Origin of the sequence: Bacillus sp. BB51/4 (assembly GCF_008368845.1) — a bacterium.
GTDB lineage: Bacteria > Bacillota > Bacilli > Bacillales > Bacillaceae_G > Bacillus_A > Bacillus_A wiedmannii.
In genome coordinates, this window is sequence record NZ_QOSC01000005.1 from 412,179 (window position 1) to 434,400 (window position 22,222).

A 22,222-nucleotide genomic window follows, 5' to 3' on the forward strand; every position below is an offset into this window, starting at 1 on the left:
GGTCAATTTAATAACAACAAAGGAAATTGGTTTATAGGCTACGCTTATTGAGAAAGGTGGATTCTTATGCTAGATTTTACCTGGAAGTTTTTCTCCAAAACAGGAAGCATTGAAACGTACTTGCTTTTGAAAGAAATGGAAAAAGACGTAAACGATGAGATGGATCAACATGAAGAGGAGCTAGCGCATCTAGACTCTCCAATTTCTTGACCCGTTTTGTTCAAACCTTGGATGGTGACGAACATGTTTCAAAAAGTTGAGGGCATCGTTATCCGTACGACAGATTACGGAGAAACGAACAAGATTGTTACAATATTCTCAAGAGAATTGGGTAAGGTAAGTGCAATGGCAAGAGGAGCGAAAAAACCGAAAAGCCGGTTAGCATCTGTTTCGCAACTTATGACCCATGGTAATTTTCTTATTCAAATGGGATCTGGACTTGGAACTTTGCAACAAGGCGAGATTATTTCAACTATGAAAGAAATTCGCGAGGATATATTTTTAACTGCTTATGCATCATTTATTGTTGAGTTAACTGATAAAGCAACAGAAGATAAAAAACATAATCCATATTTATTTGAAATGTTATATCAAACGTTGCATTATATGTGTGAGGGTGTTGATTCAGAAGTATTATCATTAATTTATCAAACGAAAATGCTTCCGGTATTAGGGATGCGCCCGTACTTTGATACATGTGCGATTTGTCATCAAGAAACAGATTTTGTCGCCTTCTCTGTCCGGGAAGGCGGTTTTCTGTGCTCGCGTCATGCTGAGCAAGACCAGTATCGTATACCAGTGGGAGAAGCTGTTCATAAATTATTACGTCTTTTCTACCACTTCGATTTACATAGACTTGGCAATGTATCGGTGAAGGATAGCACAAAAAAACAAATGCGTTTAGTATTGAATACATATTATGATGAATATTGCGGGATTTATTTGAAGTCAAGACGTTTCTTAGAACAACTTGATAAGTTTCAAATATAATTTGGGGCCGTATACGGTCCTTTTTACATCCTATCTTTTTCAAATAGCATATTTAGTATATAATATTTAAGAGATAGTATAACTTTTTTCGTTGTGCATTAAAGGTGGTGATTATCATAGAGCTGAATAAACGGCAAGAACATATCATTCAGATTGTAAAAGATCACGGTCCTATTACAGGGGAGTCAATTGCTGCGCAATTAGGATTAACACGTGCAACGCTAAGACCAGACTTAGCAATTTTAACGATGGCTGGTTATTTAGAAGCGCGTCCACGCGTAGGTTATTTTTATACGGGTAAAACCGGGGGGCAGCTATTATCTGAGGCTGTTAAGAAAATTAAAGTACAAGATTATCAATCTAGACCAGCTGTAATTGATAAAAATGTATCAGTATACGATGCGATTTGTACAATGTTTTTAGAGGACGTAGGTACCTTATTTGTTGTAGATCAGGCGATTCTATTAGTTGGTGTTGTGTCTCGTAAAGATTTATTAAGAGCTAGCCTTGGAAAGCAGGATTTAACCTCTCTTCCGGTTAATATTATCATGACAAGGATGCCAAACATTACGATGTGTCGTAGAGAGGATTCTTTATATGATATTGCGATGGAATTAATAGAAAGACAGATTGATGCGATGCCGGTTGTGAAAGATACGAAGCAAGGTTTAGAAGTGATTGGACGAATTACAAAAACAAATATTACACGTGCGTTTGTAAACTTAGTAAATAACGAATAAGTGTAATTTGTTTAAAGTGAGGTAATATAATGGATAATAAAATCGTATATGTCGTATCTGACTCTGTTGGAGAAACGGCTGATTTGGTTGTTCGAGCAGCGATGGGGCAATTCCCATTTGCTCCTGATATTAGACGTGTACCGTATGTAGAAGATACAGGGACATTAAAAGAAGTGATTTCGATTGCTAAGAGCAATCAAGCGCTTATTTGTTTTACGTTAGTAAAGCCTGACATGCGTCAGTATTTAGTGACAGAGGCTGCGAGAGAAGGCGTAGAGGCATATGATATTATCGGGCCTCTTATCGATCAAATTGAAGAAATTACAGGGCAAGTACCAAGATATGAGCCGGGTGTTGTTCGTAGATTAGATGAAGAATACTTTAAAAAGATTGAAGCGATTGAGTTTGCTGTAAAGTATGATGATGGTAGAGACGCGCGTGGTATTTTAAAAGCAGATATCGTGTTGATTGGGATTTCGCGCACATCAAAAACACCACTTTCTCAATATTTAGCTCATAACAAACGTTTGAAAGTTGCTAATGTACCGCTCGTACCAGAAGTAGATCCGCCTGAAGAGTTATATCAAGTGGCTAAAGAAAAATGCTTCGGTTTGAAAATTACGCCAGAGAAGTTGAATCATATTCGAAAAGAGCGATTGAAATCACTTGGACTAAGTGATGGTGCAACATATGCCAATATTAATCGTATTAAAGAAGAAATTGATCACTTTGAGAATGTAGTTGGTAAAATAAATTGTCAAGTAATTGATGTATCGAATAAAGCGATTGAAGAAACAGCCAACATTATTGTGAATGCAGTGCAAAACCAAAAATTGTTTTAGCACATTTACCAAAGGTGAATGTGCTTTTTTCGCTCGTGAGAAACACAATACCTGTTGATTTCGTAATAGATTATAGCGGAGTGGTTATACTTATATTCTTCTGTCTTTTTATTATGCTAAAGGCAGGGTTTCGTTATCCTGAAATAGAAGATGAAAAAATAAAGGGATATGTAGCGTAGTTGAAGAAAATATATTATAATAAAAAATTGTGATAAAAACCTATATTTTACGTTTAGACTTTAATTTTTCAGAATAAACTAGGGATAGGATTTACGAAAAGACATGTAATTACGTTAAATCGACAAAATCTATACAAGAAAACGCACATTATGGAAGGATTCGCAGAAGGGATGTAGAATACAGAAATATGCAAAACATCAATATCGTATTAGTTGATGCAGATGCATAGCCTGTGAATGCTGAAAACTGTGCAAGTTGGAACGAAAGTTCATGTCGAAATTTTGTTTGTCACATCGTATGCTCATCGTTTAAGGAAGAAGCAAGGGAAATTGGATCTATGTAGATACTGAATAAGCTAAAGTTGATTTTTTATATGTATCAACATGCAAAAAAAACAGATCTCGTGATCACATAGGATATGGTGCTTGCTAGTCTTCTTGTAAAAAAGTGTATATGTATTGTCTCCAGGAGGTACATTTGTAACAGGTGAGCAAATGGATACAATTTTATATAGTAGGTACGTATCTGCGAAATTACGCAGAAAAGGGCCTACAAAATCGTTTGATAACGTGATCGACAACACTTTCTAATAAGTTTAGAAAAAATATTGTCGAATTATAAAGGAATTTTTTAATTTTTATCGAATACAAAATACGACACGGAGATGGATTTATGGGGAACAGAATTCCCGAAGAAGTTGTTGAACAGATTCGGACGTCATCAGATATTGTAGAAGTGATTGGTGAATACGTTCAACTTAGAAAACAGGGGCGTAACTATTTCGGCCTTTGTCCATTTCATGGTGAGAATTCTCCTTCATTCTCTGTTTCATCTGATAAGCAAATTTTTCATTGCTTCGGATGTGGAGAAGGTGGAAATGTATTTTCCTTTCTAATGAAAATGGAAGGATTGGCTTTTACCGAGGCTGTTCAAAAGCTAGGTGAAAGAAATGGAATGGCGGTTGCAGAGTATACATCAGGGCAAGGACAACAAGAAGACATATCTGATGACACTGTCATCATGCAACAGGCTCATGAACTTTTGAAAAAGTATTATCATCATTTATTAGTAAATACAGAAGAAGGAAATGAAGCACTTTCGTATTTGTTAAAACGTGGTATTACGAAAGAGATGATTGAGAAGTTTGAAATTGGTTATGCGTCACCTGCTTGGGATGCAGCAACGAAAATTTTACAAAAAAGAGGTTTATCGCTGTCTAGTATGGAACAAGCTGGTCTTCTCATAAGAAGCGAGAAGGATGGTAGTCATTATGATCGCTTCCGTGGAAGAGTTATGTTTCCAATCTATACGTTACAAGGTAAAGTGATAGCGTTTAGTGGAAGGGCATTAGGAGATGACACTCCGAAATATTTAAATAGCCCTGAAACACCGATTTTTCATAAAAGTAAATTGTTGTATAACTTCCACCAAGCGAGGCCGTTTATTAGAAAACGTGGGCAAGTGGTCCTTTTTGAAGGGTATGCCGACGTAATGGCTGCGGTAAAAAGTGGTGTGGAAGAAGCTGTCGCGACAATGGGAACAGCTTTAACTGAAGAACAAGCAAAACTTCTGCGACGTAACGTTGAAACTGTTGTTCTTTGCTATGATGGTGATAAAGCAGGGCGAGAAGCAACGATGAAAGCAGGGCAATTATTGCTAAAAGTTGGTTGCCAAGTGAAAGTTACATCCTTGCCAGATAAGCTTGATCCTGATGAATATGTGCAACAATATGGGACAACTGCTTTTGAAAATCTTGTGAAATCAAGTATAAGTTTTGTTGGTTTTAAAATAAATTATTTGCGTTTAGGGAAAAATTTGCAAGATGAGTCTGGCAAAGAAGAATATGTGAAAAGTGTTTTAAAAGAGTTATCGTTGCTACAGGATGCGATGCAGGCAGAATCATATTTGAAGTCATTATCGCAAGAATTTTCGTATTCAATGGAAACTCTTTTGAATCAATTGCACCAATATCGCAAAGAACAAAAGGTACAGCAAAAACAAGTAAAGCAGGTTTCTAAGCCGTCTCAAATTGTTCAAACAAAACCGAAGTTAACAGGTTTTGAAAGGGCAGAAAGAGAAATTATTTATCATATGTTGCAAAGTCCAGAAGTGGCTGTTCGTATGGAATCCCACATAGAAGATTTTCATACAGAAGAACATAAAGGGATTTTATATGAACTATACGCATATTATGAAAAGGGAAATGAACCTTCAGTCGGAACATTTTTAAGTTGGCTCTCTGATGAGAAGTTGAAAAATATTATCACTGATATTTCGACGGATGAATTTATTAATCCAGAATACACAGAAGAAGTGTTACAAGGCCATTTAGAGACGCTCAGCCGTCATCAAGAAAAACTTGAAAAGATGGAAATCATCTTTAAGGTAAAACAAATGGAAAAAACAGATCCTGTAGAGGCTGCTAAATATTATGTAGCATATTTACAAAATCAAAAAGCGAGAAAATAGCTTTTTTGATAAATTTTTAGTATAATGAATGTTTGTATCTCGCGTAAGGAGGGGAACAGATGGCTGACAAACCAGCTCGTTCTAAACAAATTGAAACTGAAATGACCCTTGAGCAAGTGAAAGAACAACTCACTGAGCTCGGAAAAAAACGTGGCGTTCTTACATATGAAGAGATTGCAGAACGCATGAATGGATTTGAAATTGAATCCGATCAAATGGATGAATACTATGAATATTTAGGTGAACAAGGGATTGACTTAGTTGGTGACAATGATAACGACGAAGGTCCTAATAATCGCCAAATTACAAAAGCGGAAGAAGAATTCGACCTTAATGATTTAAGTGTACCACCTGGGGTTAAAATCAATGATCCTGTTCGTATGTATTTAAAAGAAATTGGTCGTGTAGATTTACTATCTGCAGAAGAAGAAATTCGACTTGCAACGCGTATTGAAGAAGGCGATGAAGAAGCGAAACGTCGTCTTGCAGAAGCAAACTTACGTCTTGTAGTAAGTATTGCAAAGCGCTACGTAGGCCGTGGTATGCTTTTCTTAGACTTAATCCAAGAAGGGAATATGGGTCTAATTAAAGCGGTTGAAAAGTTCGATTATCGTAAAGGTTTCAAATTTAGTACGTATGCAACTTGGTGGATTCGCCAAGCGATTACACGTGCGATTGCAGACCAAGCACGAACAATTCGTATCCCAGTTCATATGGTTGAAACGATTAATAAGTTAATTCGTGTACAACGTCAATTACTACAAGATTTAGGACGCGAACCATCTCCTGAAGAGATTGGTGAAGAAATGGATCTTGCTCCAGAAAAAGTACGCGAAATTTTAAAAATTGCACAGGAGCCAGTTTCTCTTGAAACACCGATTGGTGAAGAAGATGACTCCCATTTAGGTGATTTTATTGAAGACCAAGAAGCAACATCGCCTGCGGACCATGCAGCGTATGAATTGCTAAAAGAACAATTAGAAGATGTGTTAGATACACTAACAGATCGTGAAGAAAATGTTCTACGTCTTCGTTTTGGTTTAGATGATGGACGAACTCGTACGCTTGAAGAAGTTGGGAAAGTATTCGGCGTAACGAGAGAACGTATCCGTCAAATTGAAGCAAAAGCACTTCGTAAATTAAGACATCCAAGCCGTAGTAAGCGTCTTAAGGATTTCTTAGAATAGGCTACTTTTAAGTTTACTTCACCTTTGTGAAGTAAACTTTTTTATTTTGTTAACTTTTGTTAAACTTTAGCTATCGGCAACGATTACAATTTCTTGTAATTTATTTTACAGAATTGTCTTTTGATTTGCAAATGCTCATTTTTCGATTTTTCGATTAATTTTGTGTATTCTATACAAAAATATATGTAGAAAAGTGAAAAATATGATGAGAAACGTTAATAATTATCGAAATAATAAGCGATATAACAATAAAAAACAATAAACTGAATTTATGGAATATTTTTAACGATTAGTAGTTTACTCTTTTCTGATAGAACGTTTTCAAGTACAATGGAAATGACTGAATCATCTAACTATTTAGGGGTATAGAGGGGGGAGAAGAGATATGAAACGTAATCCGCTGATTCCGTTCGCTCTTATTGCAGCATTAGGTATTATCGTTATGTTTGTATTTTCATTTCAGGGGCTAAATAAATCTAAAGAGTTAGCTGATGCAAAAAATGGTGGGAAGCCAGCACAAACAGCATCAAAGCCAGAGGATATTGTGAAGCAAAGCTGTACGAGCTGCCACGGTGACCAGTTACAAGGGGCAGTAGGACCTAATTTACAAAAAATTGGTGGGAAACTTTCAAAAGATGAAATTAAAGAAATTCTTTCGAAAGGAAAAGGAAATATGCCTGCCAATTTAGTTCCAGCTGATCAAGCCGCTAAAGTAGCTGATTGGTTATCGAAGAAAAAATAAAGTTCCGTATGACAAGTCTTTTGCTTATGCAAAGGGCTTGTTTTTCTATATTTTCTAAAATACGATGAGTGATAGAGAAGTGAATTGTTTTTATAGGCTTGCAACAACTACTATAAATTCATTATCATGGAGACAGACTGACAAGAGAAGGAGTAATGGAAATACATGAATGAAGTAAAGCTTTCAAAACGATTAGAAGAAGTAGTGCGTGAAATACCGGTAGGATCTACAGTAGCTGATATTGGATCGGATCATGCGTATTTACCGTGTTATACAATTATAAATAATATTGCTACAAAAGCAGTTGCTGGAGAGGTTGTAGATGGCCCATTTCGCTCTGCACAAGCAACTGTAGCTGAAAGTGGCTTACAAGATAAAATAGATGTGCGTAAAGGGAATGGATTAGCTGTTATCGCGCCAGGAGAAGTAGATGTAATTACGGTTGCTGGAATGGGCGGAGCGTTAATTCGTGACATTTTAGAAAGTGGTAAAGAAAAATTAGAAGGAGTAACTCGTTTAATTTTACAGCCGAATATTGCAGCGCATCACATTCGTGAATGGTTTATTGAGAATGGATGGGAGCTTATCCATGAAAAAATCGTAAAAGAAGATGGGAAAATTTACGAGATTTTAGTAGGCGAGCGAGGAAACATCGCGGTGCCTTATTCTGAGAATAAACAAGCGGAATTATTTATGGGGCCATTTTTAATAAAAGAAAAAGGTGAAGCTTTCGTTGAAAAATGGGAAGGGGAATTAAAAAACTTCCAAAATATTTTAAAGCAGTTAGAACGTGCGGCTGATTCTGAAGAAACAAAAGCGAAGCGTGCGGAAGTAGAAGCGAAAATGAAAATGATACGGGAGGTTTTATCATGAGTAAAATTCCAAATGGCCATGAAATTATTTCTTTATTTGAAAGTATGTATCCGAAGCATTTGGCGATGGAAGGAGATAAGATTGGCCTGCAAATTGGAGCGCTTAATAAACCCGTACAACACGTATTGATTGCGTTAGATGTAACGGAGGAAGTTGTGGATGAAGCAATTCAATTAGGGGCGAATGTCATTATTGCGCATCACCCTTTAATTTTTAATCCGTTAAAAGCGATTCATACAGATAAAGCGTACGGAAGAATTATTGAAACGTGTATTAAAAATGATATTGCCATTTATGCAGCACATACAAATGTGGATGTTGCTAAGGGCGGGGTAAATGATTTACTTGCTGAGGCGTTAGGATTGCAAAATACAGAAGTTTTGGCACCGACATATGCAGAAGAAATGAAAAAAGTTGTTGTGTTTGTGCCAGTAACTCATGCAGAAGAAGTACGAAAAGCATTAGGAGACGCAGGTGCTGGTCATATCGGCAATTATAGCCACTGTACGTTTAATAGCGAGGGTACAGGCACGTTTGTACCTCAAGAGGGAACAAATCCTTATATCGGGGAAACTGGGCAGTTAGAACGTGTAGAAGAAGTGCGAATCGAAACGATAATTCCAGCTTCACTACAGCGAAAAGTGATTAAAGCAATGGTAACGGCACATCCATATGAAGAAGTAGCATATGATGTGTATCCACTTGATAACAAAGGTGAAACATTAGGGCTTGGAAAAATAGGATATTTACAAGAAGAAATGACACTTGGACAGTTTGCGGAACATGTAAAGCAATCATTAGATGTGAAGGGCGCAAGAGTTGTTGGGAAATTAGATGATAAAGTGCGTAAAGTGGCTGTACTTGGTGGCGATGGTAACAAATACATCAATCAAGCTAAATTTAAAGGAGCGGATGTATATGTAACAGGTGACATGTATTATCATGTTGCTCATGATGCGATGATGCTCGGTTTAAATATAGTTGACCCAGGACATAACGTTGAAAAAGTAATGAAGCAAGGTGTACAAAAGCAATTACAAGAAAAAGTGGATGCAAAGAAATTCAATGTACACATTCATGCTTCGCAATTACATACAGATCCATTTACATTTGTATAAGAAAAATAAAAACCGTTGCTCGTATAGGCAACGGTTTTTATTATTGTTCTTTTTTCACTTTTACACGAGGTAATATTTTTTGTAACGGTACTTTTCGAACTCTCTCCCATGTAGCGGGATTCATTGGATCATATTGATCTAAGAAAGCGATAACTTCTTTTGTAATTGGAGTTGGAGTAGAAGCACCTGCTGTAACAGCTACGTTTTCTACACCTTGTAGCCACTCTAATTTAATCTCACTTACGTCTGCAACGCGGTATGCTTTCGTACCAGCGATTTCTTGTGATACTTGTGCTAAACGGTTTGAGTTGTTACTTTTCGGATCACCGACAACAATTGTTAAGTCTGCAACATCAGCTTGTTTAGCGACAGCTTCTTGGCGAACTTGAGTTGCTAAACAAATTTCCTTATGGAATTCTGCTGTTGGGAATTTTTTCTGAATGTCCTCCATTAAATGTTGAACATCCCATTGGCTCATCGTTGTTTGATTTGTAACTAAAATTTTATCTGTTGGAATTTCTAATGTTTTTAAATCATCAGCTCTTTCGATAAGGTGAACGATGTCAGGTGCAATACCAACTGCGCCTTCTGGTTCTGGATGATTTTTTTTACCGATATAAATGACATGGTAACCTTCAGCTTTCTTTGCTTCAATAAGATCATGTGTTTTTGTAACATCTGGACAAGTGGCATCGATTGTCGTTAAACCTTTTTCTTTTGCACGTTGTTTAACTTCTGGAGAAACACCGTGTGCTGTGAAAATAACAGTACCAGATTCGATTTTATCTAAAATTTCTAATCGACTTGGACCGTCTAACGTAATGATGCCATCTTCTTCGAATGCATCTGTTACATGTTTGTTGTGAACAATCATACCTAAAATATAAATAGGTCTTGGTAATGATGTATCTAATGCGGCGTTACGTGCAATAACCATCGCGTCCACAACACCGTAGCAATAACCACGAGGGGAAATTTTAACAATTTTCATATGAGTAATCCTCTCCTTCTAAACAAGGGATACTTTTGTGCATAGTCTTTTACATTATAAAGGAGGAATGGATAGAAAACAAAGGATTGTTACACATATAGTTTTGGTTTTGTTGCTATTTTATGAACAGGCTCCTCTCGTAATTCTTTTTCTATGACAGGCTCAATCACTAATTTTTTTCTTTTTCTTTTTTTTTGTGGAGGAGGCGGAGTTGCTACCTCAACCTTTTCTGTTATGTCTTCAGTTGGATTTTCAGTTGGATCTTCTTCCGTACTTTTTCCAGAGGTGAGGATTTTAACAATGCTTGGTAGGTTACGCATAATAGGACCGTACTGTTCGACGACAGGGCTTACAGATTGAACGACTTGGGATACTTTTTCAATATTGTTTATCATATTAGTTGGATTCGAAATTAAATTTGCAAAAAAACTGCCGATGCCGCTACTTGATGCTGCTGTAGTTGCTGCACCGCCGCGCGTTTCATTTGATTCATACATTTGAGGGGGGGGCATTTGCTCTGGATATTGCTGCATGTATGGTTGATATTGTTGTGAGTACTGCTGCGGGTATTGCTGTTGGTATTGGTATTGTTGTTGATATGGGGGCGGCGGTTGTTGGTGCATCATTGGCGGCGGTCCATCCATTTGTCGATAAGGTGGAACCATTTGCATGAAAGGCTCGGTTGGATCGTGTTTTTTAAAGAGTTTAGCAAGGAAACCTTTCTTTTTTTGCGCCATCGGTGGTAGCTGTGGAATTGGATATGGTGTATAAGGTTGCTGTCCTTGATTCGGATACATTTGCCTTGTATGGGATTTTGGAAACATGTGAGAAATCCTCCTTTCTTCAGTTAGGTATATACACATACAATATGCAATAAGAGGGAAGAAGGTTAGTTTTTGAAGTAAAAACCTAAACTAAAGATGGATTTTACTTGTAGATTTCGATATAATGTAGACTTGGCTGATTTGTGCGCGCAGTAGAAATTTAGAAAGAAGGTGTAACTTATGACACAACAAACTTTTACACAGTATGATTTTAAACCATTTTTAATAGATGCAGTTCGTGAACTACGCTTTACAGAGCCGACAGGAATTCAAAAGAAAATTTTCCCGGTCGTGAAAAAAGGTGTAAGTGTAATTGGACAATCCCAAACAGGTTCTGGGAAAACACATGCATACTTACTTCCTACATTGAACAGAATTAATGCAAGTCGTGAAGAAGTACAACTTGTTATTACAGCGCCTACTCGTGAGTTAGCACAACAAATTTACGAAGAAATCGTGAAATTAACAAAGTTTTGTGCGGAAGATCAAATGATTACAGCACGTTGTTTAATTGGTGGAACTGATAAACAACGATCAATTGAAAAGTTGAAAAAACAACCTCATATTGTAGTTGGAACACCAGGACGTATTAAAGATTTAGTAGAAGCACAAGCATTATTTGTTCATAAAGCAAATACTATTATTGTCGATGAAGCAGACTTAATGCTTGATATGGGATTCATTCATGATGTAGACAAAATTGCATCACGCATGCCTAGAAACTTGCAAATGCTAGTTTTCTCTGCAACAATTCCTCAAAAACTAAAACCGTTTCTGAAGAAATATATGGAGAATCCAGAGCATATTCATATCAATCCAAAACAAGTTGCGGCTGGGAATATTGAGCATTATTTAGTACCTTCTAAACATCGTAACAAAATCGATTTAGTGAACAAAATGTTGCTACAATTTAAACCGTATTTAGCAGTTGTTTTCACGAATACGAAGAAGATGGCGGATCAGGTTGCTGACGGATTAATGGAACGTGGCTTAAAAGTTGGACGAATTCACGGAGATTTATCACCGCGTGATCGTAAAAAAATGATGAAACAAATTCGTGATCTTGAATTCCAATATATTGTTGCAACTGATTTAGCAGCACGTGGTATTGATATTGAAGGAATTAGTCATGTTATTAACTACGAACTTCCATCAGATTTAGATTTCTTCGTTCACCGCGTTGGAAGAACAGCACGTGCGGGGCATTCAGGTATTGCAGTGACGATTTATGATCCAGCAAACGAAGAAGCGTTAGATAGTTTAGAAAAACAACGTCATATTGAGTTCAAGCATGTAGAGTTACGCGGAGATGAGTGGGCGGATTTAGGTGAACGTCGTCGTCGTAAGAGCCGTAAAAAACCAAATGATGAACTTGATGTTATGGCAACGAAAGTTATTAAAAAGCCGAAAAAAGTAAAACCAAACTATAAACGTAAACTTGCAACAGAACGTGATAAAGTGAAGAAAAAATATAGCAATAAAAAAAGATAAGGGGAGCCCCCTTATCTTTTTTTATCCGGATATTTGCGGGATAATAATCGGTGGGGAATGGAAAAACACTGATTAAAGTTTCGGTGTAGCTAGTTACAATTTGCGTAGTGTTTTAGGAACAAACAATTCGCTACATATTTCTACAAATTATGCTATCATTATATCTATTGTATATTGAAGAGGTGATTGTATGTTAAAGATTGGATCTCATGTTTCTATGAGTGGTAAGAAAATGTTATTAGCAGCAAGTGAAGAGGCTGTTTCATACGGTGCAACGACGTTTATGATTTATACAGGTGCACCGCAAAATACACGAAGAAAACCAATTGAAGAATTGAACATAGAAGCAGGAAGAAAACATATGGAACTAAACGGTATTGAGGAAATTATCGTACATGCGCCATATATTATTAATCTTGGGAATACGACGAAGCCAGAAACATTCCAATTAGGTGTAGACTTCCTTCGCATGGAAATTGAAAGAACATCGGCATTAGGTGTAGCGAAACAAATCGTTCTTCACCCAGGTGCGCACGTTGGTGCAGGAGCAGATGCTGGTATTCAACAAATTATTAAAGGGCTTAATGAAGTATTAACGCCAGAGCAGACGGTTAACATTGCGTTAGAAACGATGGCAGGAAAAGGAACAGAATGCGGTCGTAGCTTTGAAGAAATTGCAAAGATTATTGATGGTGTAAAATATAATGAAAAATTATCAGTATGCTTTGATACGTGTCATACGCACGATGCAGGATATGATATTGTAAATGATTTTGACGGCGTATTAAATGAATTTGATAAGATTGTTGGTATGGATCGTTTGCAAGTACTTCATATTAATGATAGTAAAAATGTATGCGGCGCAGGAAAGGACCGTCATGAAAATATCGGCTTCGGTCATATCGGTTATAAAGCGTTACATCATATTGTGCATCATCCGCAGTTAATGCACGTACCAAAAATCCTTGAAACGCCATATGTAGGTGAAGATAAAAAAGATAAGAAGCCGCCATATAAATTAGAAATCGAAATGCTGAAAAATGGTACTTTTGATGAAGGGATTCTTGAGAAAATTAAAGCGTAATAAGCAATAAGGAGGGGATTTTCCCCTCCTTATTTTAGTAGTTGCTGAAATAAAGTATTTACTTGTTGGGCAGTAGCAGGGGAGGTTACTTTTGCTATTTGTTTTAAGAGCTCTAGCCGTTCGTCATTATCGTAAATGTTAATATTCTTTCCTTTCATAAGTAAAACAATTTGATCCGCTTGTGCAGTCGTAATAGAAACTTCATACTCTTTACTATATTTCAATAACTCTTTTGTAGAAATATGATTTAATTTTTTATTTACAAGTTGTTTAATGAGGTTCATTGAGTTATCCTCCTTCACACGTTCTTCTATCGAAATATATGAGTACGTAGCTTGTACATATTCGTATAGAGTTTCTTTTTTCATGAGAAAAAGAAGCGTATGTTATAATATAAGGACAAAACTATAGAAAAAGAGTATAAGGAGGACTTATGGAACAAAAGCAACACCGAAAAGAAAGTGTTATCCATCTTATTTATCGTTTAGTTATGATTATTTTTGGGGCAGCATGCGCAGCGGTAGCGATTGAACTATTTTTAATGCCAAATAAAATTATTGATGGTGGAATTATTGGTATTTCTCTTATATTAGATTATCTTACTCCTAATATTTGGTGGTTAAGTTTCTCTACTTTAGTCGTTATTCTCAATATCCCATTTATGTATTCAGGTTATAAGCAAATCGGAAAAACGTTCATGTTATCTTCGGCGTTCGGTATTGTAGCTTTAGCGTTTATTGAATCAACGTTACATGCTGTTCCGCCATTTACAACAGAGCCGATTTTAGCAACAGTGTTTGGTGGTCTTATTTTAGGTATTGGTGTAGGGCTCGTTATTCGCCATGGTGGATCAATGGACGGAACAGAAATTATGGGTATTTTATTAACGAAGAAATTACCTTTCTCTGTTGGCGAATTTGTAATGTTTGTGAACTTATTCATTTTTGCATGGGCAGCATTTGTATTTGGTGTTGAACAAGCTATGTATTCTGTTATGACGTACTATATCGCATTCAAAACAATTGATACAGTCATTCAAGGTTTAGATGAAACGAAAGCAGTTTTAATTGTATCAGATCAATATGAGGAAGTATCAAATGCGATTTTGCATCGTCTTGGTCGTGGAACTACAAAGCTTGTAGCGAAAGGCGGTTACACGGATAAAGAAAAAGAAGTTATTTATGCAGTTGTAACGCGTCTGGAAGTGACGAAGTTAAAATCAATTGTGTATGAAATTGATGCGAATGCGTTTGTTACGATTATGAATACACAAGAGACAAATGGTGGCAAGTTTAAATCGGCTATCCACTAGAAAATTTATCCAGTAAAAGCCCTCGCCAATCGTTGGGGGATGGCCTCATCTGATTAAGGTTTCATTTTATAGGAATATTTTTCAAAAGCAGAGAATTTTTCTCTGCTTTTTGTTATAATAGTAAGGTTTCTTGAAAAAATTGATATATTTTAGGCAGATTGGTTTACAACTATAATAAGCTGTACTATAATTCAAATAGATATAAATCGGAATCATTCTGAATTAAAATAGGTGAGATGCTATGAATAATATATTAGAAATAGAAGGATTGTCATTTCGATATGAAGATCGAAATGTGTTAGAAGATATTAATTTGCAAGTTCCGAAGGGAGCTTTTTTAGGTTTAGTTGGGCCAAATGGTTCTGGGAAATCAACTTTGCTAAAATGTTTATTAGGCGTTTTAAAGCCAAAACAGGGAAGTATTCGTTTGTTTGGTGTTGACAGTAAGAAGTTTAAAGAATGGAACAAAGTTGGTTATGTGTCGCAAAAGGCAAATAGCTTTAATTCTGGTTTTCCCGCCACTGTTTTTGAAGTTGTATCAATGGGACTCGTTTCGAAAAAAGGGCTGTTTCGCTTTTTCACGAAAAACGATAAGGAAAAGGTAGAAAAAGCGATTGCTGATGTAGGGATGAGTGCGTTTCAAGGGCGCAATATCGGAGAACTTTCTGGTGGACAACAACAGCGTGTATTTATTGCTCGTGCGCTCGTTAGTGATCCTGAATTACTTATTTTGGACGAGCCTACTGTTGGAATCGATGTGAAGAATGTAGAAAGTTTTTATGAGATATTAGAGGATTTAAACAAAAGGTTAGGAATCACATTAATTCTCGTTACTCATGATATGGGAGCTGTTACTGAGAAGGTAACACATGTTGCATGCTTAAACCAACATCTACATTTCCATGGAAATGTAGAGAAGTTCCGAGAGTTAGAAGATGCAGAAATGTCCGTCTTATATGGACATCATGTTCATCGTTTAGAACACGAGCATGAGCATCACGGGAGGATATAATGATACAAGATTTTTTACAATATGACTTTTTACGGAACTCTTTATATGCAGGGATTTTAATAGGACTTGTTGCGCCGCTTATCGGTGTATTTGTTGTCATTCGCCGAATGTCGCTTATTGCGGATGCTTTAAGTCACGTGACATTATCGGGTATTGCTGCAAGTTTACTACTAGAAAAAACAATTTTCACAGGAGGATTTTTAAATCCGTTATATATGGGAATGATTTTTTCTATTGGTGGGGCGTTACTAATTGAAAAATTACGTACTGTATATAAACATTATCAAGAATTAGCAATTCCGATTATTCTTTCAGCAGGAATGGGGATTGGGGTTATTTTTATATCACTTGCAAATGGATTTAACACTGATTTATTTAGTTATTTATTTGGGAGTGTAAGTGCTGTAACAAGTACGGATTTAATAATCATCGGCATTGTAGCAATTGTTGTTATTGTAACGATTACTTTATTATACAAAGAGTTATTTTTACTATCGTTTGATGAGGAATATGCTGTATCAACCGGTTTGAGTGCAAAGTGGATTCACTTTATTTTCATTATATTGGTTGCTCTTGTTATTGCAGTATCAATGCGTGTAGTAGGGGTTCTTCTCGTATCATCATTAATGACGTTACCAGTTGCAGCAAGTATTCGTATTGCAAATGGATTTAAACAAACAATTTTCTTTTCCATTTTATTTGGTGAAATTGCAGTAATTGGCGGAATGTTTGCTTCATATCAACTTGATCTAGCACCAGGTGGTACAATTGTTATGATAGCAGTTCTTATTTTAATTGGTGCGATTTTATGGAAAAAGAAAAAAACTGCATAAAGTAGGGATAGATATGAATCTAACAGAAGCTTTACGCCTAATGAAAGATAAAGGATACAAACATACTGGGAAAAGGGAAGAAATGCTCAGGTTATTTGCAGCTCACAATCGTTATTTAACGGCGAAAGACGTTTTAGAGCATATGAAGGATGATTATCCAGGTCTTAGCTTTGATACGATTTATCGTAACTTAACGGTGTTTGCTGAAATCGGTGTTTTAGAACAAACGGAATTAAATGGTGAAAAACATTTTCGTTTTACATGTTCTATTATGGAACATCATCATCATTTTATTTGTTTAGATTGCGGGGGGACGAAAGAGATTACTTCCTGCCCGATGGATTTTATGAATAAAGATTTTAACGGTTATGAAGTAACCGGGCATAAGTTTGAAATATACGGCCGTTGTCCAAAATGTGTAAAATAAGAACTCGTCGGTTACATAACTGACGAGCTTTTTTACGTAAAAAAGAAGGTTGCCCACAAATATTGTGGCAACCTTCTTTTTATTGTTCTTGTGTTTCTTTTTCTTTTTCTCGTTCAGCAGCCATTTCAGCAGCAATTACATCGATTTCTTTTTTCAGTTCTTCTACCATTATTTCTTCTGGTACTTTACGAACAACTTGCCCTTTACGGAATAATAATCCTTCTCCACGTGCACCGGCAATACCGATATCAGCTTCACGAGCTTCACCAGGACCGTTTACAGCGCAACCAAGTACTGCAACTTTAATTGGTACTTTTAGTGTAGAGATGTATTCTTCCACCTCGTTAGCGATGCTAATTAAATCAATTTCAATACGACCACAAGTTGGACAAGAAATAAGTGTTGCTGCATTAGATGCAAGACCGAATGACTTTAATAGTTCACGCGCAACTTTTACTTCTTCAACTGGGTCAGCACTTAATGAAATACGTAGTGTATTTCCGATGCCTTTATTTAAGATTGCGCCAAGACCAGCGGCACTTTTTACAGTTCCGGCAAATAATGTTCCGGATTCTGTAATACCTAAATGTAATGGGTAATCAAAAGCACGAGCAGCTTTTTCGTATGCTTCAATTGCTAAGTTAACATCAGAGGCTTTCATAGATACGATAATATCGTGGAAATCTAAGTCCTCTAAAATTTTAATATGATGTAGGGCACTCTCAACCATACCATCTGCAGTTGGGTATCCGTACTTTTCTAAAATGTGACGTTCTAATGAACCTGCGTTTACACCGATACGAATTGGAATACCGCGTTCTTTTGCCGCATTTACAACAGCTTCTACTTTATGGCGACGACCAATGTTACCTGGATTGATACGTACTTTATCAATGCCGCCTTCAATTGCTTTTAAAGCAAGACGATAATCAAAATGAATATCAGCAACAAGTGGAATGTTGATTTGTTTTTTAATATCAGCAATAGCATTTGCTGCGCGTTCGTCTGGAACAGCAACACGGACAACTTGACAGCCAGCTTCTTCTAAACGTTTAATTTCAGCAACTGTTGCTTCAACATCATGTGTTTTTGTTGTTGTCATACTTTGTATAATTAATTCATTATTACCGCCAATTGTTAAATTACCGACTTTAACTGGACGTGTTTTTGTACGATGAGTCATTTCATTCACGAATAGATCGCTCTCCTTATAAAAGAAGTTTCTTATTTAGTCCCTCATATCAATGAAAGTATACGTGATACAGGGCTATAGAAACCGAAGTGCTCGGTTTCACTTTTACTATTGTATCAGCGCCTTTATGTAATTGACAAGGATTAAGTGATTGCTCATTGATATAACGGGAATTTATAAGACTTTCCAATTTGTATTTTTGTAGCAGATGTACTTTTGTTTAGTTGTTTAAAGTCATCAATTACCTTTTCAATGGAAGGGATTTTTTTCTTATTAATTTGTTCGGTAATAGAAAGAACTGTCTCACCTGTTTTGACTTCAATTGTTTTATAAGTTACATCTGTTTCTTTTTCTGCTTTGTTCTCTTTATTTTGTTTTGTATCTGTATTTTCTTGCTTTATCGTTTGGGCCGCGGTTGTTTTTTTATATGAACTTAACATCGGTAAAGTGCCGATTTTTATATCGTAATAAAATATATAACCAAGAACAAGCACGAATAAGAATATACCTAATCTTTTCATATTCTTCACTCCTTTGCTAGGAATATATGCTTGTCCAAAAAAAAAATGCCTATTTAGGCATTTTTTCGTTTTTATTTTTCTTTCGGTTTTGGAACTTCTTTAATCGTTAAGTAAAGAACAATTAAAACAACTGCGATATAAATAAATGTTGAACCAGGTACAACGATTTTGAATAGATCCATAATCATAAAGAAGATTGTTGGGATTGTGTAGCTGTATGCAGTTAACGTCCATACTTGCTTATAAGATAATTTACGTTGACCACTCATAGCAGAACCTATAAACGCAAGTAAAGTAATTCCTAAGAAAGTAATAAACAATTGGAATAGGTATACTAACACGCCGATAACGGCTAGTAAAATTGGATAAATACTATCGAATACAGAAATGAAATCTTGTAAATCTTTCTTCTCAAGAGATGTCCCTAATAAATCATTATAGGAGTATGTTTGTGTTTGACCATTTCCTATAGAAACTACTTTATCTTTTAAAATAAATAAACCAGTTTTGTTTTTATATGTTTCTATATCTGTTGTATTGGGATCAAATACGAAAAGAGCATCTCCTTCTTCCTTTTGAATAGGTTGTTCAATATCTGCTTTTAGTTCACCGTTTTCGATTTTAAAATCAGGTAAATCTTTTTCAATCGCTTGATTTACCATGCTGACACTATCTTGGATAAAGCTGCCGTAAAAGAATGTTCTTGGAATAGTAGTGATTAGACAAAGTAGCATAATATACAAAATGGTTTTTCCGATTTTTTGAAAACGGAATAGCGCCATATCTTTAGGCGAATATACGCTTTTTGCTAATTGGGTAAATATGGACATAGATTCACTTCCTTTATGTATGTATAAAATCATTGTAACGTAGGAATCTAGAGAATCTCAAGATATATTATATTTACATATAGTGGAGATAACTAAATTTCTTTTTATTAATTTTCTTCTTTTATATGAGAAAAATACAATTGACACTTTTCTTTGCCATATGGTAAATTTATCTTACATTTCTTAAAGGATATATCCGATAGGAATTCCTTTATTTGATATGTTGTTACATACATAATTGTGGACCCTTAGCTCAGCTGGTTAGAGCAGACGGCTCATAACCGTCCGGTCGTAGGTTCGAGTCCTACAGGGTCCATATCCATTTCGCATGTTTATTATGTCAGTGGGAAGCTTCCTTGTAGAAGGGAGCTTTTTTTACGGAATATATGAGCATTTTAATTGAAAAGAAGTGGGATTTTTGCTACGTTAATGATAGCAAGACAATGTGATTTATTTGTTTGCACCCTATGGCAATTAGGGTAGAATGAAGTTGTATGTCACTTAAGTGGCAATACATAAACTGGGAGGAATATAACAATGGCAAAACACGAATTACCAAATTTACCTTATGCGTATGATGCTTTAGAGCCTCACTTTGACAAAGAAACAATGAACATCCATCATACAAAACATCATAACACTTACATTACAAACTTAAACGCTGCTTTAGAAGGTCATGCAGAATTAGCTGACAAAAGCGTAGAAGAATTAGTTGCAAACTTAAACGAAGTACCAGAAGCAATCCGTACAGCAGTACGTAACAATGGTGGCGGACATGCTAACCATACATTCTTCTGGACAATCTTATCTCCAAACGGCGGCGGACAACCAGTAGGCGAACTTGCAACTGCAATTGAAGCGAAATTCGGTAGCTTCGATGCATTCAAAGAAGAATTCGCAAAAGCTGGCGCAACTCGTTTCGGTTCTGGTTGGGCTTGGTTAGTAGTAAACAATGGTGAGTTAGAAGTAACAAGCACGCCAAACCAAGATTCTCCTCTAACTGAAGGTAAAACTCCAGTTGTAGGTTTAGATGTTTGGGAACATGCTTACTACCTAAATTACCAAAACCGTCGTCCTGACTACATCGGTGCATTCTGGAACGTTGTAGATTGGAACGCTGCTGAAAAACGTTACCAAGAAGCAAAATAATTGTAATAACGATAGAAAAAGCTAGGAGAATGCTCCTAGCTTTTTTCTATGCTTTCCTTTTACATAATTGGGCTTGTCTTTGGAAGACTAGAACATGAAGTAAAGGAGAGTTGTGTATGAAGTGGAAACATATAATTGGTGACGTTGAAGTGAATCGGGATTTAGTGTTGTTGCTCCTTATTGGAGGTTTATACACGCTCGCAATTTCTTTATCGAATACGTTTGTTAACATTTATTTATGGAAACAAACACAAAATTATGTGAATCTTGGCCTGTATAATTTGGCCAGCGTTGTATTACAGCCTCTCACATTTCTTATAGGTGGGAAATTAGCGAAGCGTATTGATCGCTCAATCTTGTTACGAATAGGCGTAGGCACGTTAGCTATTTTTTTTATCGTTGTTTTAGTAGCGGGAAAAAGCGCTTCTCACTATATTTTATTAATGGGGGCTCTTTTAGGAGTCGGATATGGTTTTTACTGGCTCGCGTTTAACTTATTAACATTTGAGATTACAGAACCAGAAACAAGAGATTTCTTTAATGGGTTTCTTGGACTTCTTACATCCTTCTCTGGCATGATTGGACCGATAGCAGCTGGATACACAATTTCACGTATGGAAAAATGGAGTGGCTATACGGTCATATTCTTTCTTTCGTTAGTGTTATTTGCAATTGCTGTTATTTTAAGCTTTTTTGTATCTAAGAGAGAATGTGAAGGACGGTATGAAATTGTACAAGTATTGAAAGAGCGGCAGATTGATAAAAATTGGGGAAGAATTACACGTGCTCATTTTTTCCAAGGGTTGAGAGAGGGAACGTTTATTTTTGTGATTTCCGTGTACGTGTATTTAGCGACGGATAGCGAACTCGCCTTAGGAAAATATAGCTTAGTAAATTCTGCTGTATCATTTGTATGTTACTACTTAGTCACTCGTATGTTAAAGAAAGAGTGGCGGAAAAAAGCAATTTTGCTTGGAGGCATTATTTTATATGCTGTCGTATTTTTAGTTATATTCAACGTTACATACGCAAAATTACTTATTTATGCAGCGTGTATTGCGGTTGCATACCCTATTTTGCTTGTTCCGTACGGGTCCATGACATATGATGTAATTGGCAGAGCGAAAAATGCGAGAGAGTGGCGTGTAGAGTATGTAGTTGTCCGAGAATTATGGTTAAATGCAGGAAGAATTTGCTCGATTTTAAGTTTTTTATGTGCTGTACTATTCTTTCCGCCCGAAAAAAGTTTACCTTACTTATTATGTATTTTAGGTGCAGGACATTTTCTTATTTATTTTGCAGTTAAAAATGTCAAATATGATGAGGGAAATGCAAGTAAAACAAGTGTTGTAACGCAAGCAAATGCGCAGAATCAAACAGAACCAGAAGGTTAACTTCTCGGTTGTTTTATGCTA

General features: G+C 36.2%; 23 protein-coding genes and 1 tRNA gene. 18 read left to right on the top strand and 6 right to left on the bottom strand.

The window, feature by feature from the left end:
- The first annotated feature begins 66 nt into the window (after positions 1–66).
- The 9 genes from DN392_RS04425 to DN392_RS04465 all read left to right on the top strand — a co-directional run bounded on the left by DN392_RS04425 (position 67) and on the right by DN392_RS04465 (position 9,141).
- Positions 67–210, top strand: a complete 144-nt coding sequence (locus DN392_RS04425; RefSeq protein WP_000883924.1) for a YqzL family protein — start codon at positions 67–69, stop codon at positions 208–210.
- Between the two features lie 33 nt (positions 211–243).
- Positions 244–990: a DNA repair protein RecO gene (recO, locus tag DN392_RS04430; RefSeq protein WP_000487012.1), complete on the top strand. Its 747-nt coding sequence runs from the start codon at positions 244–246 to the stop codon at positions 988–990.
- 107 nt (positions 991–1,097) lie between these two features.
- Positions 1,098–1,730, top strand: a complete 633-nt coding sequence (locus DN392_RS04435) for a transcriptional regulator CcpN (RefSeq protein ID WP_000583754.1) — start codon at positions 1,098–1,100, stop codon at positions 1,728–1,730.
- A gap of 29 nt (positions 1,731–1,759) precedes the next feature.
- Entirely contained in the window at positions 1,760–2,572 is an 813-nt protein-coding gene (locus DN392_RS04440; RefSeq protein ID WP_000368948.1) for a pyruvate, water dikinase regulatory protein, read from the top strand.
- 852 nt (positions 2,573–3,424) lie between these two features.
- Positions 3,425–5,221 carry a DNA primase gene (dnaG, locus tag DN392_RS04445; protein WP_000528234.1) on the top strand — a complete coding sequence of 599 codons (1,797 nt, stop codon included), beginning with the start codon at positions 3,425–3,427 and terminating at the stop codon, positions 5,219–5,221.
- Between the two features lie 59 nt (positions 5,222–5,280).
- Positions 5,281–6,408 carry an RNA polymerase sigma factor RpoD gene (rpoD, locus tag DN392_RS04450; protein WP_000764061.1) on the top strand — a complete coding sequence of 376 codons (1,128 nt, stop codon included), beginning with the start codon at positions 5,281–5,283 and terminating at the stop codon, positions 6,406–6,408.
- A 385-nt stretch (positions 6,409–6,793) separates the two neighbouring features.
- The gene (gene cccA, locus DN392_RS04455) at positions 6,794–7,150 is read left to right on the top strand and encodes a cytochrome c550 (RefSeq protein ID WP_000828143.1); all 357 of its coding nucleotides are present in this window, start codon (positions 6,794–6,796) and stop codon (positions 7,148–7,150) included.
- Between the two features lie 165 nt (positions 7,151–7,315).
- Positions 7,316–8,023, top strand: coding sequence for a tRNA (adenine(22)-N(1))-methyltransferase (locus DN392_RS04460; protein WP_001006534.1), 708 nt, complete (start codon positions 7,316–7,318; stop codon positions 8,021–8,023).
- On the top strand, positions 8,020–9,141 hold the full coding sequence (locus DN392_RS04465) for a Nif3-like dinuclear metal center hexameric protein (RefSeq protein ID WP_000036229.1): 1,122 nt from the start codon (positions 8,020–8,022) through the stop codon (positions 9,139–9,141). Before DN392_RS04460 ends, DN392_RS04465 begins: the two co-directional genes overlap by 4 nt.
- A 40-nt stretch (positions 9,142–9,181) precedes the next feature.
- Here the strand turns inward: DN392_RS04465 and DN392_RS04470 are convergent, their stop codons facing one another.
- On the bottom strand, positions 9,182–10,132 hold the full coding sequence (locus DN392_RS04470; protein ID WP_000706674.1) for a 4-hydroxy-3-methylbut-2-enyl diphosphate reductase: 951 nt from the start codon (positions 10,130–10,132) through the stop codon (positions 9,182–9,184).
- Positions 10,133–10,221: 89 nt separating this feature from the next.
- Positions 10,222–10,956 carry a VrrA/YqfQ family protein gene (gene vrrA, locus DN392_RS04475; RefSeq protein WP_000484132.1) on the bottom strand — a complete coding sequence of 245 codons (735 nt, stop codon included), beginning with the start codon at positions 10,954–10,956 and terminating at the stop codon, positions 10,222–10,224.
- A 180-nt stretch (positions 10,957–11,136) separates the two neighbouring features.
- Between vrrA and DN392_RS04480 the strand changes: the two genes are divergently transcribed.
- Positions 11,137–12,447: a DEAD/DEAH box helicase gene (locus DN392_RS04480; RefSeq protein WP_000194012.1), complete on the top strand. Its 1,311-nt coding sequence runs from the start codon at positions 11,137–11,139 to the stop codon at positions 12,445–12,447.
- 190 nt (positions 12,448–12,637) lie between these two features.
- The gene (locus tag DN392_RS04485) at positions 12,638–13,531 is read left to right on the top strand and encodes a deoxyribonuclease IV (protein WP_000912443.1); all 894 of its coding nucleotides are present in this window, start codon (positions 12,638–12,640) and stop codon (positions 13,529–13,531) included.
- Positions 13,532–13,560: 29 nt separating this feature from the next.
- On the opposite strand, the gene DN392_RS04490 is transcribed toward DN392_RS04485, so the two are convergent.
- The gene (locus DN392_RS04490; RefSeq protein WP_001048965.1) at positions 13,561–13,815 is read right to left on the bottom strand and encodes a DUF2624 domain-containing protein; all 255 of its coding nucleotides are present in this window, start codon (positions 13,813–13,815) and stop codon (positions 13,561–13,563) included.
- A 149-nt stretch (positions 13,816–13,964) separates the two neighbouring features.
- On the opposite strand from DN392_RS04490, the gene DN392_RS04495 reads away from it, so the two are divergent.
- From DN392_RS04495 to DN392_RS04510, 4 genes are all read left to right on the top strand, one after another.
- Complete coding sequence (locus DN392_RS04495) at positions 13,965–14,843, top strand: YitT family protein (RefSeq protein ID WP_000435955.1); 879 nt, start codon at positions 13,965–13,967, stop codon at positions 14,841–14,843.
- Positions 14,844–15,084: 241 nt separating this feature from the next.
- Positions 15,085–15,855 carry a metal ABC transporter ATP-binding protein gene (locus DN392_RS04500; protein WP_001059648.1) on the top strand — a complete coding sequence of 257 codons (771 nt, stop codon included), beginning with the start codon at positions 15,085–15,087 and terminating at the stop codon, positions 15,853–15,855.
- Positions 15,855–16,688 (top strand): metal ABC transporter permease, encoded by an 834-nt coding sequence (locus DN392_RS04505; protein WP_000613823.1) that lies wholly within the window; start codon positions 15,855–15,857, stop codon positions 16,686–16,688. Before DN392_RS04500 ends, DN392_RS04505 begins: the two co-directional genes overlap by 1 nt.
- A gap of 13 nt (positions 16,689–16,701) precedes the next feature.
- The gene (locus DN392_RS04510; protein ID WP_002107670.1) at positions 16,702–17,115 is read left to right on the top strand and encodes a Fur family transcriptional regulator; all 414 of its coding nucleotides are present in this window, start codon (positions 16,702–16,704) and stop codon (positions 17,113–17,115) included.
- Between the two features lie 79 nt (positions 17,116–17,194).
- Here the strand turns inward: DN392_RS04510 and ispG are convergent, their stop codons facing one another.
- The 3 genes from ispG to DN392_RS04525 form a co-directional block, all read right to left on the bottom strand.
- Positions 17,195–18,298 (bottom strand): flavodoxin-dependent (E)-4-hydroxy-3-methylbut-2-enyl-diphosphate synthase, encoded by a 1,104-nt coding sequence (gene ispG / locus DN392_RS04515; protein WP_075308387.1) that lies wholly within the window; start codon positions 18,296–18,298, stop codon positions 17,195–17,197.
- A gap of 164 nt (positions 18,299–18,462) precedes the next feature.
- Positions 18,463–18,828 (bottom strand): protein YqfZ, encoded by a 366-nt coding sequence (gene yqfZ / locus DN392_RS04520; protein ID WP_000825418.1) that lies wholly within the window; start codon positions 18,826–18,828, stop codon positions 18,463–18,465.
- Positions 18,829–18,899: 71 nt separating this feature from the next.
- Positions 18,900–19,658, bottom strand: coding sequence for a DUF1189 domain-containing protein (locus DN392_RS04525; RefSeq protein ID WP_000021901.1), 759 nt, complete (start codon positions 19,656–19,658; stop codon positions 18,900–18,902).
- A 242-nt stretch (positions 19,659–19,900) separates the two neighbouring features.
- Between DN392_RS04525 and DN392_RS04530 the strand changes: the two genes are divergently transcribed.
- From DN392_RS04530 to DN392_RS04540, 3 genes are all read left to right on the top strand, one after another.
- Positions 19,901–19,974: transfer RNA gene (locus tag DN392_RS04530), tRNA-Ile, on the top strand.
- 221 nt (positions 19,975–20,195) lie between these two features.
- Positions 20,196–20,807: a superoxide dismutase [Mn] gene (gene sodA, locus DN392_RS04535; RefSeq protein WP_001052034.1), complete on the top strand. Its 612-nt coding sequence runs from the start codon at positions 20,196–20,198 to the stop codon at positions 20,805–20,807.
- Between the two features lie 116 nt (positions 20,808–20,923).
- Complete coding sequence (locus DN392_RS04540; protein ID WP_000871369.1) at positions 20,924–22,201, top strand: MFS transporter; 1,278 nt, start codon at positions 20,924–20,926, stop codon at positions 22,199–22,201.
- Positions 22,202–22,222: the final 21 nt, after the last annotated feature.

Excerpts from the sequence above, each read along its gene's own strand:
- DN392_RS04425 (WP_000883924.1), top strand. The coding sequence starts at position 67 with ATGCTAGATTTTACCTGGAAGTTTTTCTCCAAAACAGGAAGCATTGAA.
- recO (WP_000487012.1), top strand. The coding sequence starts at position 244 with ATGTTTCAAAAAGTTGAGGGCATCGTTATCCGTACGACAGATTACGGA.
- DN392_RS04440 (WP_000368948.1), top strand. The coding sequence starts at position 1,760 with ATGGATAATAAAATCGTATATGTCGTATCTGACTCTGTTGGAGAAACG.
- dnaG (WP_000528234.1), top strand. The coding sequence starts at position 3,425 with ATGGGGAACAGAATTCCCGAAGAAGTTGTTGAACAGATTCGGACGTCA.
- rpoD (WP_000764061.1), top strand. The coding sequence starts at position 5,281 with ATGGCTGACAAACCAGCTCGTTCTAAACAAATTGAAACTGAAATGACC.
- cccA (WP_000828143.1), top strand. The coding sequence starts at position 6,794 with ATGAAACGTAATCCGCTGATTCCGTTCGCTCTTATTGCAGCATTAGGT.
- DN392_RS04460 (WP_001006534.1), top strand. The coding sequence starts at position 7,316 with ATGAATGAAGTAAAGCTTTCAAAACGATTAGAAGAAGTAGTGCGTGAA.
- DN392_RS04465 (WP_000036229.1), top strand. The coding sequence starts at position 8,020 with ATGAGTAAAATTCCAAATGGCCATGAAATTATTTCTTTATTTGAAAGT.
- DN392_RS04470 (WP_000706674.1), bottom strand. The coding sequence starts at position 10,132 with ATGAAAATTGTTAAAATTTCCCCTCGTGGTTATTGCTACGGTGTTGTG.
- vrrA (WP_000484132.1), bottom strand. The coding sequence starts at position 10,956 with ATGTTTCCAAAATCCCATACAAGGCAAATGTATCCGAATCAAGGACAG.
- DN392_RS04480 (WP_000194012.1), top strand. The coding sequence starts at position 11,137 with ATGACACAACAAACTTTTACACAGTATGATTTTAAACCATTTTTAATA.
- DN392_RS04485 (WP_000912443.1), top strand. The coding sequence starts at position 12,638 with ATGTTAAAGATTGGATCTCATGTTTCTATGAGTGGTAAGAAAATGTTA.
- DN392_RS04490 (WP_001048965.1), bottom strand. The coding sequence starts at position 13,815 with ATGAACCTCATTAAACAACTTGTAAATAAAAAATTAAATCATATTTCT.
- DN392_RS04495 (WP_000435955.1), top strand. The coding sequence starts at position 13,965 with ATGGAACAAAAGCAACACCGAAAAGAAAGTGTTATCCATCTTATTTAT.
- DN392_RS04500 (WP_001059648.1), top strand. The coding sequence starts at position 15,085 with ATGAATAATATATTAGAAATAGAAGGATTGTCATTTCGATATGAAGAT.
- DN392_RS04505 (WP_000613823.1), top strand. The coding sequence starts at position 15,855 with ATGATACAAGATTTTTTACAATATGACTTTTTACGGAACTCTTTATAT.
- DN392_RS04510 (WP_002107670.1), top strand. The coding sequence starts at position 16,702 with ATGAATCTAACAGAAGCTTTACGCCTAATGAAAGATAAAGGATACAAA.
- ispG (WP_075308387.1), bottom strand. The coding sequence starts at position 18,298 with ATGACTCATCGTACAAAAACACGTCCAGTTAAAGTCGGTAATTTAACA.
- yqfZ (WP_000825418.1), bottom strand. The coding sequence starts at position 18,828 with ATGAAAAGATTAGGTATATTCTTATTCGTGCTTGTTCTTGGTTATATA.
- DN392_RS04525 (WP_000021901.1), bottom strand. The coding sequence starts at position 19,658 with ATGTCCATATTTACCCAATTAGCAAAAAGCGTATATTCGCCTAAAGAT.
- sodA (WP_001052034.1), top strand. The coding sequence starts at position 20,196 with ATGGCAAAACACGAATTACCAAATTTACCTTATGCGTATGATGCTTTA.
- DN392_RS04540 (WP_000871369.1), top strand. The coding sequence starts at position 20,924 with ATGAAGTGGAAACATATAATTGGTGACGTTGAAGTGAATCGGGATTTA.